Annotated in this window: 14 protein-coding genes; 11 read left to right on the top strand and 3 right to left on the bottom strand. The window is 68.8% G+C overall.

The window, feature by feature from the left end:
* Positions 1–428 precede the first annotated feature (428 nt).
* Positions 429–1520 (bottom strand): RNA polymerase sigma factor, encoded by a 1092-nt coding sequence (locus ABTX62_RS10710; protein ID WP_352115823.1) that lies wholly within the window; start codon positions 1518–1520, stop codon positions 429–431.
* A gap of 53 nt (positions 1521–1573) precedes the next feature.
* A complete protein-coding gene (locus ABTX62_RS10705; RefSeq protein ID WP_352115951.1) occupies positions 1574–2590 on the bottom strand; it encodes a lytic transglycosylase domain-containing protein in 1017 nt (338 codons plus the stop codon).
* Positions 2591–3030: 440 nt separating this feature from the next.
* Between ABTX62_RS10705 and ABTX62_RS10700 the strand changes: the two genes are divergently transcribed.
* Entirely contained in the window at positions 3031–5613 is a 2583-nt protein-coding gene (locus tag ABTX62_RS10700; RefSeq protein ID WP_352115822.1) for a GmrSD restriction endonuclease domain-containing protein, read from the top strand.
* A 71-nt stretch (positions 5614–5684) separates the two neighbouring features.
* On the opposite strand, the gene ABTX62_RS10695 is transcribed toward ABTX62_RS10700, so the two are convergent.
* Positions 5685–6158: an ATP-binding protein gene (locus ABTX62_RS10695; RefSeq protein ID WP_352115821.1), complete on the bottom strand. Its 474-nt coding sequence runs from the start codon at positions 6156–6158 to the stop codon at positions 5685–5687.
* A gap of 151 nt (positions 6159–6309) precedes the next feature.
* Between ABTX62_RS10695 and ABTX62_RS10690 the strand changes: the two genes are divergently transcribed.
* From ABTX62_RS10690 to ABTX62_RS10645, 10 genes are all read left to right on the top strand, one after another.
* Positions 6310–7224 carry a helix-turn-helix domain-containing protein gene (locus ABTX62_RS10690; protein WP_352115820.1) on the top strand — a complete coding sequence of 305 codons (915 nt, stop codon included), beginning with the start codon at positions 6310–6312 and terminating at the stop codon, positions 7222–7224.
* Positions 7221–7418, top strand: coding sequence for a DUF397 domain-containing protein (locus ABTX62_RS10685; protein ID WP_030950791.1), 198 nt, complete (start codon positions 7221–7223; stop codon positions 7416–7418). Before ABTX62_RS10690 ends, ABTX62_RS10685 begins: the two co-directional genes overlap by 4 nt.
* A 190-nt stretch (positions 7419–7608) precedes the next feature.
* Positions 7609–8778, top strand: a complete 1170-nt coding sequence (locus tag ABTX62_RS10680) for a protein kinase domain-containing protein (RefSeq protein ID WP_352115819.1) — start codon at positions 7609–7611, stop codon at positions 8776–8778.
* Between the two features lie 56 nt (positions 8779–8834).
* Positions 8835–9167 carry a hypothetical protein gene (locus tag ABTX62_RS10675; RefSeq protein WP_352115818.1) on the top strand — a complete coding sequence of 111 codons (333 nt, stop codon included), beginning with the start codon at positions 8835–8837 and terminating at the stop codon, positions 9165–9167.
* 109 nt (positions 9168–9276) lie between these two features.
* A complete protein-coding gene (locus tag ABTX62_RS10670) occupies positions 9277–9588 on the top strand; it encodes a pore-forming ESAT-6 family protein (RefSeq protein WP_352115817.1) in 312 nt (103 codons plus the stop codon).
* A gap of 41 nt (positions 9589–9629) precedes the next feature.
* A complete protein-coding gene (locus ABTX62_RS10665; RefSeq protein WP_352115816.1) occupies positions 9630–10022 on the top strand; it encodes a DUF6507 family protein in 393 nt (130 codons plus the stop codon).
* Positions 10019–12286, top strand: coding sequence for a hypothetical protein (locus tag ABTX62_RS10660; RefSeq protein WP_352115815.1), 2268 nt, complete (start codon positions 10019–10021; stop codon positions 12284–12286). Before ABTX62_RS10665 ends, ABTX62_RS10660 begins: the two co-directional genes overlap by 4 nt.
* A gap of 27 nt (positions 12287–12313) precedes the next feature.
* Positions 12314–12775 carry a hypothetical protein gene (locus tag ABTX62_RS10655; RefSeq protein WP_352115814.1) on the top strand — a complete coding sequence of 154 codons (462 nt, stop codon included), beginning with the start codon at positions 12314–12316 and terminating at the stop codon, positions 12773–12775.
* 31 nt (positions 12776–12806) lie between these two features.
* On the top strand, positions 12807–13661 hold the full coding sequence (locus ABTX62_RS10650; protein ID WP_352115813.1) for an immunity 49 family protein: 855 nt from the start codon (positions 12807–12809) through the stop codon (positions 13659–13661).
* A 56-nt stretch (positions 13662–13717) separates the two neighbouring features.
* A complete protein-coding gene (locus tag ABTX62_RS10645) occupies positions 13718–14008 on the top strand; it encodes a hypothetical protein (RefSeq protein WP_352115812.1) in 291 nt (96 codons plus the stop codon).
* Positions 14009–14014: the final 6 nt, after the last annotated feature.

The raw sequence follows: 14014 nt of genomic DNA, 5'->3' as shown, positions 1-14014 counted from the left end.
CTCTGACATCTGCTCTACGGGGAGGGGCCGGGCGTCCGTCGCTCGGGTGGCGGATTTTTTCGGGCGGGTTTCCGGGTGGGCTTCCGGGCGGCGCTCTGGGACGGGTTTCCGGGCGGTGCTTTCGGGTGGGCGCCCGGGCGGCGCTGCCGGACAGCGCCTGCGGGGCGGCACCTGGGGGCGGATTCCGGGCACCGCTGCGGGGCGGCGCCCGGGGGCGGATTCCGGATTCCGGGCACCGCTGCCGGACAGCGCCTGCGGGGCGGCACCTGCGGCGCGGATTCCGGGCACCGCTGCGGGGCGGCGCCCGGGGGCGGATTCCGGATTCCGGGCACCGCTGCGGGGCGGTGGGCGGCGCCCTGGGTCGGCTGCCATGCAGCGCCTGCGGGCGGCTGCCGGACAGCGCTACCCGGGCGGGCTTCCCGGCAGCGCTACGGAAGCGGGCTCGCCGTAAGTTCGGGGAACGAGACGGACGGTGCGTCGGAAGCCTCAGGGGATTCCGGTACGGCCGTGTCCGCCATGTCCGCCACCTCCGCCATGTCCGTAGGCACGGCGGAGGGCTCCCCCGGCAGGTCGGGGACGTCGGGCACCTGCGGAACCTCCGGCGCGGACAGCCCGGGCAGCGGCGACACCGGGACCTCCGGAACGTCCGGGACCTGCGCGACGACCGGGACCTCCGGCAGCGACGGCACCGACAGTGGGAGGAACGATTCGCCGGCGGGAGCCTCGGCCGTTCCACGCGCGCCTGCGGCAGCCGTGGGCTCAGTTCCCCGAGGCGTACGGCCATCGCCACCGCCCTCCGGCCACATCGTCTCCGCGTCCGGCGTGGCGACCGCGGGCCGAGGCGCCGTACCGCCACCGCCTCCGCCGCCGTCGAAGGCGTACGGCAGCACGAACCCCGCCACCGCCAGGGACGCCGCCGTCGAGGCGACCGCCACGGCCTGTGCCCTGCCGACCCCGCGCGGCCGCCCCCATCCGATCAGGAACAGCGCGAACCCGAGCGTGGCGGCCAGCGACTGCCGCAGCGTCCGCCGGGCCCGGGCCAGCAGCGACTCGACGGTCCGGTAGCTCAGCCCCATCCGGACGGCGACCTGGCCGACGTCCAGGTCCTCCGCCTTCAGCCGCAGCGCCTCGGCCTGCCGCGCGGGCAGCTCACCACTGCGCACCGCCAGCCACTTCGCCTCGGCCCGGTCGCACACCGCCTCGTCGACGGGCACCGGCCCGGGGGCGATGAGCGTCGGGCTGGTCCGCACCTCGGCCTCGCGGTTCACCTGCCGGTAGCGGTCGACGCACAGGCGCATCGTCACCGTCGTCAGCCAGGCCGCCAGCCGTTCCTCGTCCAGGTCGGGCCGCTCGGCGGCGCGCAGCATCGCCTCGTGTACCGCGTCCTCGGCGTCCTCCGCGCTCATCGACCTGCGCCGGGCGACCTTGAGCAAATGCTCGCGGTGACTCCACATGTGGCGCCATCGCTCGTCGGCCGCGTGCATCTCCACAGGTGTCTCTGCGGGCATGTCCGTCGCCATGAGGGCCCCTTCGCACTCACCACCGGCCCCGTGCTGTCCGGCGGTGGGCGACATTACCGCCCAGTATCGACGGTTGTGGAGGGGGAGGCGGTCATCGAGTCCGCGTTGTTACTGGTGAGTGGGGCGCCACTGGGCAGCAGGTCGGGGGCGGTGAGCTCCAAGTCCGGTTCCGGGGCGGGGAGTCGTGGCTCGTCCGGCTTCTGGGGTTCGGTGGCCGGGCGGGTTCTGGCCGGGGCCGGGGAGGCGGGGGGCGACGGGGTACGGGCCGGCGGGGCACTCGGCCGGGCCGAGGACGTCGGCGACGGCTTCGGCGTAGTGGCCGGCCGCGACGGCTCCGGGCGCGCGGAGGAGGACCCGGCGGAGCCGTCCGGCACCACCCGGTGCCCTTCCAGGAAGTACGTGTACCAGGCCCTGACCGTGCGCAGATAGGCCGTCGAGTGGTTGTAGCCGAGGATCGCCCGGTCCAGCTCGGCGGGGACGGACAGGTCCCGGCCACCGGCACACAGATACCGTCCGGCGGCGAGTGCCGCGTCGAAGACGTTGTTCGGATCCGTACGCCCGTCACCGTTGCCGTCCGCACCCCAGCGGGCCCAGGTCGACGGGATGAACTGCATCGGCCCGACCGCGCGGTCGTACGCCGTGTCCCCGTCGTGGACACCGCCGTCGGTGTCCCGGATCAGCGCGAAGGCCACGCCGTCCAGCCGCGGGCCGAGGATCGGCGCCACGGTCGTACCGTCCGACGTCACCCTTCCGCGCCGCGCCTGCCCCGACTCCACCTGCCCGATCGCCGCCAGCAGCTGCCAGCGCAGCCGGCAGCCGGGCGTCTCGCGCGCGAGCCGGTCCTCGGCCCGCCGATAGGCGGCGAACACGCTCGCCGGCAGCGCCCCGCCCACCTCCGCCGCCGCCCCGCCGCCCGTGGGCTTCCCGGTCCGCAGCGGCGGCAGCTCGGTGCGGTACGGTGCGTCGCCGGACACGCTCGGTCCGTCCCCGGCGGGTGCCTGCCCGGGCGCCGGTGCGGAGGCCCGCGCCGGGACCGCCCCCGGTGCCTGTGACGCGGTGAGCGCCGCCATCGCCGCCACCGCGGCCGCCGTACTCCTGACGCGTCTGCCCCTGTGCCCTGCCACGTCCTGTTCCTCTCCCGGTGAACTTCCTGTCGTCTGCTCTACGGGGGAGGGTGGGGGGTCCGTCGCGGGGATTGTGCACGGTGCCGCTACGACGGACTCCGCGCTCCGCTCAGCGCCTCCTCCGCTCACTGGTCGACGAGGCGGGTGACCACGGTCGAGATGACTCTGGAGGCCGGTGCGTCCCTGAGAGGGAACAGTCGCTGGTGGAGGGGAACCTGCTCCGGTCATTCACGGCGGCCGTCAGCTCACCAACGCGCCCCGACGGCGCATCGGCCGGCGTCCAGGTGCAGGACGAAGAGCAAAGGGCGATAGGCCACGGCCGTCGGTGGGAAGCCATATGGTCGTTCCCACGTGCCACGACCGCATCAACGTCAAGGGGGACCACGATGCAGGCCAAGGAGACGCTGTTCGCCGACCTCGTGCAGGGCAGGGCCCAGCAGTTCCAAGTACCGCTCTACCAGCGGACGTACTCCTGGACGGAGAAGCAGCTCAGGCAGTTGTGGAGCGACATCCTGGAGCAGGCCGAGCTGCTTGAGCACGGGGAGAAGGCGAGTACCCACTTCCTGGGGTCCGTGGTGCTCGCACCGTCACCGCAGAACGAGGCGACGTTCCCCCGCTGGCTCGTCGTCGACGGTCAGCAGAGGCTGACCACACTGTCCATCGCCCTGGCTGCCGTCCGCGATCACATCAGGGACTCAGAGCCCGACGAGGCCGAACGCATCGATGAGGAATACCTGATCAACAAACGCAAGGGCGGTAGCGACCACTTCCGGCTGCTACCCACCCAGGCCGACCGGGCGCAGTTCGCCGCGTACATCCGCGGCCCGCTCGCGGAGCAGTCCCCCGGCGGAAGCGTCGCGGCGGCCTACGGCTTCTTCCGCCGCAAGTTGGTCGAGGCAGCGGATCCGGCAGCACCGCAGGACGTGTTCCGGATCGAGCAGGCCATCACGTCCCGGCTCACGCTGGTGGCGGTGACGGCGGAGCGCGGCGACAACGTGCACCGCATCTTCGAGTCCCTCAACAACACCGGCCTGAAGCTCAGTCAGGCGGACCTGCTGCGCAACTACCTGTTCATGAAGCTGCACACCCGCGGTGAGCACGTCTACGAGACCTACTGGCTTCCGCTGCAGGACAGTCTGAGCAACGAGGAGCTGGAACAGCTCATGTGGCTCCAGTTGGTCCTGGACGGGGACGACCGGGTGCGCCGGCAGGACCTGTACGCGGCCCAGCAGCAGCGCTTCGAACGCGGCGAGGCGAGCGAGACGCAGATCGAGGCGTACATCAGGGAGTTGCACCGCCGTGCCGCTCTCTTCCGCCGCCTGCTCCACCCCGAGGAGGAGCCGGATACGTCGGTCCGCGCTCATCTGCGCCGCCTGGACGCCTGGCAGGCCCAGGTCACCTACCCCGCGCTGATGCTGTTGCTCGACCGGCGCGAGCGCGGGGAGCTCGACTCGGCTGACACGGCCCGCGCGATGTCGTACATCGAGAGCTTTCTGGTGCGCCGGATGATCTGCCGGGTGCCGACCAACAACCTCAACCGGATCTTCCAGGCCGTGCCCGGGCAGCTCCCGCTCGACGTGCCCGTCGCCGACGGACTGCACCAGTTGCTCTCCGCCGCCAACCGGTTCTGGCCCGACGACGACGAGCTGCGCGAGAAGATCCAGAAGGCGCCCTTCTACCAGTTCGGACGCTCCCAGCAGCGCAAGATGGTGCTGCAACGGCTGGAGGAGAGCTACGAGCATCCCGAGCCGGTGGATTTCGCCGCGGCGCAGCTCACCATCGAGCACGTCATGCCGCAGTCGCCCGGTGACGAGTGGCTGCGCATGCTGGGCGAGGAGGCGGCCGACGGAGAGAGCGCCGAGGACCTGCACTCCCGGTTGCACCACACCCTCGGAAACCTGACGCTCACCGCGGTCAACTCGGAGCTGTCGAACCACCCCTTCGAGCGCAAACAGGGTCTACTCCAGGGCAGCCACCTGGAGATGAACCGCCGTATCGCCGCCACCGAGCGCTGGGGCGCGAAGGAGATCCTCGCCCGCGCCGGCGAACTCTCCGACCGTGCGATCGCGTTGTGGCCCGCTCCGCTGCGCGGAGTCGGTCGCGCGGAGCGCAGCCGGGACTGGCACCTGGCCCACCAGGTGCTCGCGGCCCTCCCCCACGGCACGTGGACGTCGTACGGCGATCTCGCCGCGTTCCTCGGCTCCGGCGCCCAGGCGGTGGGAAACCACCTGGCGAGCACGCCGGGGGTGGCCAACGCGTACCGGGTCCTCACTTCCGAGGGCAAGGTCTCCGAGGGCTTCCGCTGGACGCCCGAGGACGAAGGGGGCGACGTCCGTTCCCGGCTGATCGCCGACGGCGTCCGGTTCACGGTCAACGGAGCCGCCGATCCGGCGCAGCGTCTCACGGCCGACGACCTCGCCGTGCTCATCCCCGAGGACGACGGCCAAGCCGACGACGAGGACGGCGAGGACACCACACAGCGCCCGCCGGGTGGTGGCAACGGCGAGGAAACACGCGCCGACAGGTTCTTCCGTCAGCTCTCGGCGGACGACTCCCCCGAGACGGTGGAGGCCGTCCGCGCGCTCCTCACCCGCTGGGAGGAACTCGGCGGCTGGATCGGCCACGGGGCGGGCCAGGTCACGACCAGCGCCTACCTCATGCTGGGTGCGGCGGGCGCACCCGGTCGCGGTATCTGGCCCTTGACGATCTATCCGGGCACCGGGCGCGGCGGCACGGTGGAAGTGGTGTTCCAGCACCTGGCCGCCCGTGAACCGTTCACCGACCGCGCGCTGCGCGTCGAGCTCCTCGGTCGGCTCAACGAAATAGAGGGCGTCGACATCCCGGAGGGCAAGCTGGAGCTGCGTCCCAGCTTCCGTCTTTCGGTGCTGGAGAAGGACCGCAATCGCGAGCTGCTCGCCGAGACCCTGACGTGGTTCCGGGACCGCTGGGAGAAGCGGGAGACAGCCTGAGCGCCCGGCTCCTCGACCGGTGCTCGTGCGACCAGGAGAGGAGCAAGTCAGGAACCGCCCTGATGACGTGACTACTTCGCGAGCGCGTACTCGGCCCAGACGGTCTTGCCCGGTCCGTCCGGGCGCGGGTGCCAGTCCCAGCGAGCGGCCAGGTGCGATACGAGGAGCAGCCCCCGGCCGGTTTCCTCGACGTCCGGAGTGTCGTGGGCGGCGGGGCGGCGAGGGAGGCGTTCGGCGCGGGTGTCGGTGACCTCGACGCGTACGGTGCCGCCGTCGTCGATCGCGTGGACACGGAGGCGGAAGTCCCGGCCGGCGACGTTCCCGTGGCGGACGGCGTTGGCGGCCAGCTCGGCGACGATCAGGAGCAGGTCGTCGTGGGGAGGGGAGTCGTACGGGGTGCCCCACTCGTCCAGCCGGAGGGCGGTCAGGCGGCGGGCGAGGCGGGCGCCGCGGGGCGTGGAGGTGAAGCACATCTCGAAGACGCGTCCGGTCTCCCCCGGGTCGCCGAGTTCGGTCCTGCTGCTGGTGCTGTCGGGCTTGGTCATCACGCTGATTACGGTCCCGTTGGTGGCGTAGCGTCACCAGTGGTGACGCACAGACGCGGTGCAGCTGTACGCGCGGTGTGCGGCCTGGTACGAGATGCGCGGCGTGACGGCGTCCGGGGGCGGGCGTTGGGCCGAGGAGGCGGTGGCTGGGATGACGGAGCGTGCGGGTGCGGACGCCTTGGCGGGCGGGGGCGGTGGAGCGGCTGTGAGTCTCGGAGACGCTTGGGAGAGCGGCGACGGCGGGGTGGGGCGGCGGCCGGAGGACGAGGCCGGGAAGGGCGTGGTCTGCGCGTTCGGCAAGAACCTGAAGACACTGCGCCTGCGGGAGGGCATGGACCGGGAGGAGTTCGGCAAGCGGATCGGGTACTCGGCCGCGACCGTCGCCTCGTACGAGCAGGGACGGAGAATCCCGTCGCCCAGGACGATCGACCGTGCGGATGAAGTGCTACACGCGGGTGGGCTGTTGAGCGTGTGGAAAGAGGAGGTGGAGCGGGCTCAGTATCCGGGGTTCTTTCAAGGGATGGCGGCGCTGGAGAAGGAGTGCATTGAGCTGCTGATGTACGACACGCTCGTTGTCAACGGCCTGCTCCAGTCCGAGGAGTACATGAGGGCGTTGATGGGAATGCGGCGCCCTCCATTGGATCCAGAGACCGTCGAGCAGCGCGTGATCGCGCGGCTGGCCCGGCAGGACATCTTTGACCGGCGCCCGGCACCCTTGCTGAGTTTCGTGCTGGACGAGTCGGTGCTACGACGCCCGTACGGCGGTAGAGACGTCCTCCAGGGACAGTTGGAACAGCTCCTCCTGGTCGGCCAGAAACAGAACGTCGAGATTCAGGTCATGCCGCTCGACTGCATGGAGAGCGCGGGCGTGGACGGGCCGTTCACGGTCGTCACGCGCACAGACGGCAAGAAGTTCGTGTACGCCGAGGCGCAGGGAACCAGCACCCTCGAAACCGATCCGAAACAGGCAGCTCTCTCCGCCGCACGCTATGGGATCATCCGATCACAGGCTCTCACTCCGCGGGAGTCACCGGAGTTCGTCGAAGGGTTGCTGGGATCGCTATGAACAATGCCGAGTCCTCGACCGTCACCTCTGGCCTCGCCTGGTTCAAGAGCAGCTACAGCGGTGCCGAGGGCGGCCAGTGTGTAGAGGTCGCGACCGCTACGAACGCCGTCCACATCCGGGACTCCAAGAACGTCACCGGCCCCCTTCTCACGGTGTCGCGTGAAGCATGGGCCGGATTCGTCGAGTTGGTCTGACACTTGTACGGCCACGATCAGTAAGTAGGCTGTACGGTCCTGCAAACTTTGCGGGAGTCATGGGGATGTGCGGTGAACGGCGCGACTCTGCCTTTACGAATAGGGCCGTACCTGGTCGAGCGGCGGCTCGGCGCGGGCGGGATGGGAGAGGTTCTACCTCGCCTACTCCGTCGCGGGTGAACCTGTCGCCGTGAAGGTGATCCGGCCGGACCGCACGGATCCGCACACCCGCGCTCGGTTCGAACGCGAGGCGACGATCGCGCGGACGATCTCGGGAACGGGCCGTGTGGCCCGTTTCATCGACGCGGATCCGTTCGCCGAACAGCCTTGGTTGGCCATGGACTACCTCCCCGGCCGCCCCCTTTCCGACGTCGTTCGGGATCAGGGTCCGCTGACCGCGTCACTCGTGGCGAGCCTGGGCGCGCTGCTGGCCGAGGGGCTCGCCGCCGTACACACCGCGGGTCTGCTGCACCGGGATCTGAAGGCGCAGAACGTCATCCTCAGCGACTTCGGCCCGGTGATCATCGACTTCGGTCTCGGCGCCTTCTTCGGGGCGTCCAAGGGGTCGCTCACGCAGGCCGGCGCGGTCATCGGCACGGTGCGCTGCATGCCGCCCGAACAGGCCCTGGGCGAACTGGACGCGACGCAGGCAGCCGACGTGTACGGCCTCGGCACCGTACTCCTCTACTCGGCGACCGGGCACTACCCGTACGACGGCGCCCGCTGGGAGGCGGTTGCCGCGCAGGTGGTCAACCCCGAGATCGGCCCCGACCTGTCCGGGCTGCCCGACGAACTCGCTCCCGTCGTGACGGCCATGCTGGCGCACAAGGCGGAGGACCGCCCCTCTCTGGAGGAGGTGACCCGGCAGTGTGCCGATCTCCTGCGCCTGCTGGGGACGAGTCCGGCCCGGGCACGACGGGCTCTGATGGGCACCCCCAACAACCGCCTCGCCCGCCGCCTCGCCGAGCAGACCGATGCGCTGATCCTGGCCTCCGCCACCCCGCACAACGGCAACGCCGAGTCCTTCGCCGAGCTGATTGAGATGCTCGATCCGGCGGCTATCGCCGACGCCAAGAACTACAAGGTCGCCGACCTCGACCACCTCTACATCAGGCGGACCAAGACCGACCGCGAGGTGCGCGACGGACTCAAGGGCAAGCCCTGGGCCGAACGCGGTCCCTCCCTGCCGGTTCCGGCTCCGGCGACCCCGAAGGAGGTGGCCGTCCTGGAAAAGCTGGCGAGTAAGTGGACCCCGGGCATCCACCTACGAGGTCAAGCCAGTTCAGTCTCATCTGCGTTGCGCCTGCAACACCAGGTACGGAAAGATGTTCGACGAACGTGTGTCACACGCACCGCATGAGTACGCTGCAGTGATCGCACAGCGCCACTTCGCAACACGCTTACGGGGGTAGGGGCATGAAGTTCGACATGGGGTCGACCACCCTGTCGGAGCTCGGGAAGAGCACCGTCGGGTCGAGTGAAGATCTGGGCACGCTGATCAAGTGGCTGCTCCAGGCAGCGGAGCCGCTGGAAGGAAAGTTCAACGGGGCAGGCAAGGCCGCGTTCGACACCTTCAAGCTGAACGCCGACGAGATCACGGCTGCACTGAACAGTTCGCTGAGCGCAATCCTGGGCGGCCAGTCCGGTATGGACACCGCGTTCGGGACCGGTGACGTGGAGCTGGAGGACAACGCCCATCAGAACATGGGTGCCGCCAACTTCGACGCGGCTCGCTTCGGCGCGCGCTGACCACTGGGCCGCGCACGAGCCGCGCCTTCGCCGGCCGTCCGCCGCCCGCCGCCCGCCGTAGCCACCTTCACCGTCACCGTTGTCACCGTTTCCGAGGGGGAATCCGACCATGGGCCAGAACCTGGACCGCCGTTCGTACGACACCGGCGCCTCCGGCGAGGTGCAGATCAGCCTGCACTCCGTCATCGGGCAGTTGGAGCGCGTCCTGACCGACCGCGACCGCGCCGTGAAGGCTGCGATGGCCGACTTCACCGCGGATGGCGTCGCCGACGAGTACCACGGCAAGGAGGCCCGCTGGCACCGTGCCGCCGGTGAGGTCCGCGAAATCATCCGGCTGGTCCGCACGACCATGGAGCAGAACGACGGGACCGCGCAGACGACCTTGGCCAGGGCACGGGCGGCCGTCGACAACATCGGCTGACGCAGAGCAGTAAACAGGGGGAAGGGAACGGGGGCTGACGCATGCCTGCGTGGGACATCTCTCCGTCCGGGGTCCAAGGTGTGGTCTCGAACGTGAGCGACGTCATGAAGGTCCTGGACGAGATCGTCCAGGCGTACTCGGGTGACGTGCAGGGCGCGGCCACCTCGGCGGGGACGCTCGCTCAAGGCGGGGCGGGTGGCGATCACAAGGGGCAGACCGGGTTGGTCGCCGCAGCGCTCGCCGAGTTCATGGAAGGCACCGCTGACGAGCTGAAGTTCATCGGCGAGCGCGTCGGCAAGTCGGTGGGTGGCGCGGTGGAGGCCACGGTGGCGTACCGGGACGGTGACCTGGAGATGGCTGCCGAGGTGCAGCATCGGGCAGCTGGACTGATCAGGCCTGACATGCCTGGCGGCTGGAAGGCCGGCCGCCTGTGATCAAGCCGGAGTCCATTCCGCTGTTCACCGGCGATCTCGGCCGGCTGGAACAGCACACAGACGCCCTGCGCGAGGAGGCGGACGGCATCCGCCAGGCCGGCGGGGAGGCCCATCGGCAGTTCCAGGGGCTGTCGGCCTTCTACCAGGCGCCAGAGGCAGAAGACCTCTTCGCCTCCACCAAGCCGGTGCGCGATGCCGCCGACAGGTTCGGGGACAAGGTCGCCACGGTGGCCGACGCACTGCGCACGTACGCGGCGGAAGTCGCCCCGATCGCCAGGCGATTGGAGCAGTTGCAGAGCCAGGCCACCACGTTCGTCGCGGGGCTGAAGACCGACAGCGGGGCGTTCGACGAGAACTGGACCGACGACGCGGACAAGGTCTCGGAACACCAGGCTCTGATGCATGACGTGAACGCCGCGCAGGCGGCGTTCGCCGCTGCCGAGATCGCCTGCAACAACAAGATCACGGCACTGGTCGGCGGCACCCAGTTCGTGATGAACACAGGCGCGAAGCAGTTCATCCCGCGCGGCGCGGAGCTCTATGGCTACAGCGCCGAAGTGCTGGACCAGGCCGAGGGACTCCCCTGGGGCACACCGGTCACCCAGTCCCACGACTGGTGGGACCCGGACGACCTCGGCTACTACGCCAAGAGCTTCTTCTGGGACGGCATCGTCGTCGACAACGTCTGGGGCACCGTCGACGGTCTCGCGACCCTGGCCGGTTTCCACGGCTCGGACAGCGCGGGCCAGGCCTGGGAAGGCCTGGTCCGGGCCATCGTCGGGGCGGAGACCTACCTCATGGAGTCCGGTGGCCAGAAGCCGACCGGGGTCTTCGCGTCCGACTTCGCGCAGGAGAGCAAGGGATACGCCAAGGAGTTCGCCAAGGGCTTCGTCGCCTGGGACATGTGGGAGGAGAACCCGTCCCGTGCCGCGGCCACCGTCGTCTTCAACGGACTCACCCTGGGCGTCGGCCCGCTCAAGGTGGCATCGGCCGGCAAGGCCGGCGCAGCCGCCAGGACCGCTGCCACGGTCGCGAAGGTCGGCGAGATCATCGACCCGCTCGGCGCCGCGGTCAAGGTGACGGGGCATGCCGTTCCGAGGATCGCCCAGGTGACGGAGAGCTTGCGCGGCGTCAACAGCGTCCCCGCACTGGGCACCCCGCACAGCGTTCTGGAGTTCTCGGACGCCTCGGGGCGTTCCGTGCTCGTCGTCGAGGATGGCAGGTTCGTGGTCCTCAAGGACGCCGAGGTCATCACCGATGCGCCCCTGCGGGAACGTTCCGTCGGAGCCCAAGCCACGCCGGAGCAGATGCCGCCGGTTCCCGAACGGGAGTTCGCCGGAGTCGGGGCGACGTCGCGGGCGCCGAGGGCTGGAACTGGGACTGGGACTGGCGAGCATCTCCCGCCGCGAGCCGGCCACGAGGCGCCCAGCGGAGGCAGCAGTACAGGCCCGACATCTGGCCGCGCCGGAACTACGCACGCCACTGGCGACAACACGACCGCATCGGGTGCTGGCCCGGCGGGCACAAGCCACATGGCCCCTGGCCAGGGCGACTCGTCCGCAGTCAGCCGCGCTGGGCAGGGAACAGAGCGCACAGCTGGGCCAGAAGGACCTGACTCCGGCAGTTCCCACGAATCGTTCCGCGGCTACGAAGCAGCCCGTGCGGATACTCAGGAACTACCCGACGGGCACGAGGAACCAGGTACCGGCGACGACACGGGCTCCTCTCCGGAGGCACAACAGCACGGTGGAGGAGACAGCGAGCCTGACTTCTCCCGTCCTACCCTGCCTCCCGGCGAGGCGCAGCTGTCTCTCCGCGAACTGCGCGCGCTTCGTGGCGGACGCCATCGCTACACCATGGCCGAGGAGATAGGCCGGGAAATGTATGGGGGTGGCGCGGAGCGTCACTTCCGGGTTCCGACTCATGACCACCCCTACTACCCTGTAGAGGCCCCGGGGGGACGTAAAGTAGATGTGCCCGTGGATCTACCGGACGGGCGGACCCTAGCCGTAGAGATAAAGCACTACCTTGAATTCCGGACGATTAAGCTCGCAGACGGAACAAATCAGGTCGTCAAGGGGGAAGTGCCGCTGAGCAAGGGCATCATTGAGCAGATCAACAAGGACCTCACTCTGCGGCGACTAGACCCGAAGTACGATCCGCGCTGGGTGTTCATGCACGCACCGCCGTCTCAAGCCCTCAGAAACTACCTGATGCAGGCCCGTATAGTATTCGTTGAATACGGACCTGCCCCTAAGGATTAAGCTCGGTCGCCACGGAAGGTGCACGATATGGCGAGGACGAATACCCCCGGCCCGAATCTCGAACAGTGGATCAAGGAGGGGCGCAGGACAATCATTGGAATTGCCGACATGCTGGGGGTGCCTCCGGAAACTTACGCCAGTGACCCATTGACCCTGATTCCAGCCCTGCAGAATTACGTGTCGCGTCTCCCGTTGGAGCAATTCGAGCAATCGGATTGGATCACGCTTCACAGTGATCTGATGTCCTACGTGGCGGACTTCCTGATCCGACGGCATGGTGCACACTGGCGTGTTGTGGATGACTCCACAACACCGCGCGGCTATCGCTACGTCATCGAAGCGGCGGGCCGGGACGCTGAAACACGCAGGGTTGACCCTGCTGATGTCGTTCGAGCAGAGTTCGACAATCTGCCTGTCGAAATCACCAGGATGCTGGCTAGCGCGGAGCTTACGTTGCACCTGGCTTCTCGGATCACTGAGGGCGAATGAGTTCGCCGTGAGACTGCGAGAGGATCCTTCCGTGGCCGGAACGCGGCACAGCAGGCCGCAGCAGTTGGACGATGCCGCTGTGCGGGACCTCGCCGACGAGCTGAAGGACAGCATCCAGGACCTGGGTCAGTCGCCCACGCTGTTCGGTATGGCACTGAACGAGGCGCTCCTGCTCGTACAAGCACGGGCTGAGACCAACCCGCGGGCCAATCTCCTGGAGACATGGGAGGCCACGGTCAGCGCCATGCAGGTCGGTGAAGCGGCATTCGCTGCGGCAGCAGCCACAGAGGGCACCGTTCAACGCCGCATCGTCGACGAGGTACGAACGCTACCGGCAACGGGGCCCCAGCCCTACGCCAACGCGGGCAATTGGTTGACGTCGCTGTATTTCGTGATCATTTGCCGCGACCAGGCACGAATGACACAGATGTGCCGAATCCCCATTGAGGTTCTACGCGCTTCGGGAGCCCAGGGCGATGAGTTCGCCTACCACTGGGTCGATGCACTGCAGACCTACTGGCTCGAAGAGTCTGGGTTGATCGAGAAGCTGACCGCTGCCATCGAGACGTCCCATCCTGAAGTGGCGACCGTCGCCCCCAGGGACCTTCTTCAGAACGTCCTCTATCCGCCGATCAACCTGTTCTACCATTTCCTGCGCAAGGACCACGAAGGCTTCAGTGCTGCACTGGTCGAGGCTCTGGAGCTGCACAAGGCCTATTGGACCGCGAACGAGGATCGGACGGCAGACCTCGTCGGCTCTCTCGCCCTCGGCCCGCTTGCCATGGCATGTCTCGCCTACGATGCAGGCTTCCCCATCGAAGTCGAATCCGACTACCTGCCCCATCACCTACTGCGGCGGACCTGGGTAGGCGAGTTTCCGGTGTGAGGCGTGTGCCCAGATCGAATGCTGAGCTTCCCCGGATGAACAGGTGACCGAAGACTGTGACAGCCCAGGACTACGACAACCAGCTCCTCGAGTCGGTCTCCGTCCGCCGCCGTCGCCTCCGCGACGCCCTCCTCTTCGGCGCGCAGCGGCAGCGGCGGTCGCTCGACGAGCGGGTGGGGAAGATGTTCGCCGGGATCGTGATCGCGGCGGTGGTGTGCGCAGGGTGCGTGGGGTGGTCGTTCGTGTCGCACCGGATCATCGGGAAGAGCCCGTACGGCGCAGCCGTGCCGTCCTCAGGGCAGAACTCCCCCACCACTTCTGCCCCGTCTGCCCCTTCATCTCGGTGATAGGTT

Origin of the sequence: Streptomyces sp. NPDC096046 (genome assembly GCF_040303285.1) — a bacterium.
In the GTDB taxonomy this organism is placed as follows: domain Bacteria; phylum Actinomycetota; class Actinomycetes; order Streptomycetales; family Streptomycetaceae; genus Streptomyces.
The sequence above is the reverse complement of the archived record's forward strand: the minus strand, read 5'-3'. Positions and strand labels throughout refer to the sequence as shown.

Excerpts from the sequence above, each read along its gene's own strand:
- ABTX62_RS10710 (WP_352115823.1), bottom strand. The coding sequence starts at position 1,520 with ATGGCGACGGACATGCCCGCAGAGACACCTGTGGAGATGCACGCGGCC.
- ABTX62_RS10705 (WP_352115951.1), bottom strand. The coding sequence starts at position 2,590 with ATGGCGGCGCTCACCGCGTCACAGGCACCGGGGGCGGTCCCGGCGCGG.
- ABTX62_RS10700 (WP_352115822.1), top strand. The coding sequence starts at position 3,031 with ATGCAGGCCAAGGAGACGCTGTTCGCCGACCTCGTGCAGGGCAGGGCC.
- ABTX62_RS10695 (WP_352115821.1), bottom strand. The coding sequence starts at position 6,158 with ATGACCAAGCCCGACAGCACCAGCAGCAGGACCGAACTCGGCGACCCG.
- ABTX62_RS10690 (WP_352115820.1), top strand. The coding sequence starts at position 6,310 with ATGACGGAGCGTGCGGGTGCGGACGCCTTGGCGGGCGGGGGCGGTGGA.
- ABTX62_RS10685 (WP_030950791.1), top strand. The coding sequence starts at position 7,221 with ATGAACAATGCCGAGTCCTCGACCGTCACCTCTGGCCTCGCCTGGTTC.
- ABTX62_RS10675 (WP_352115818.1), top strand. The coding sequence starts at position 8,835 with ATGAAGTTCGACATGGGGTCGACCACCCTGTCGGAGCTCGGGAAGAGC.
- ABTX62_RS10670 (WP_352115817.1), top strand. The coding sequence starts at position 9,277 with ATGGGCCAGAACCTGGACCGCCGTTCGTACGACACCGGCGCCTCCGGC.
- ABTX62_RS10665 (WP_352115816.1), top strand. The coding sequence starts at position 9,630 with ATGCCTGCGTGGGACATCTCTCCGTCCGGGGTCCAAGGTGTGGTCTCG.
- ABTX62_RS10655 (WP_352115814.1), top strand. The coding sequence starts at position 12,314 with ATGGCGAGGACGAATACCCCCGGCCCGAATCTCGAACAGTGGATCAAG.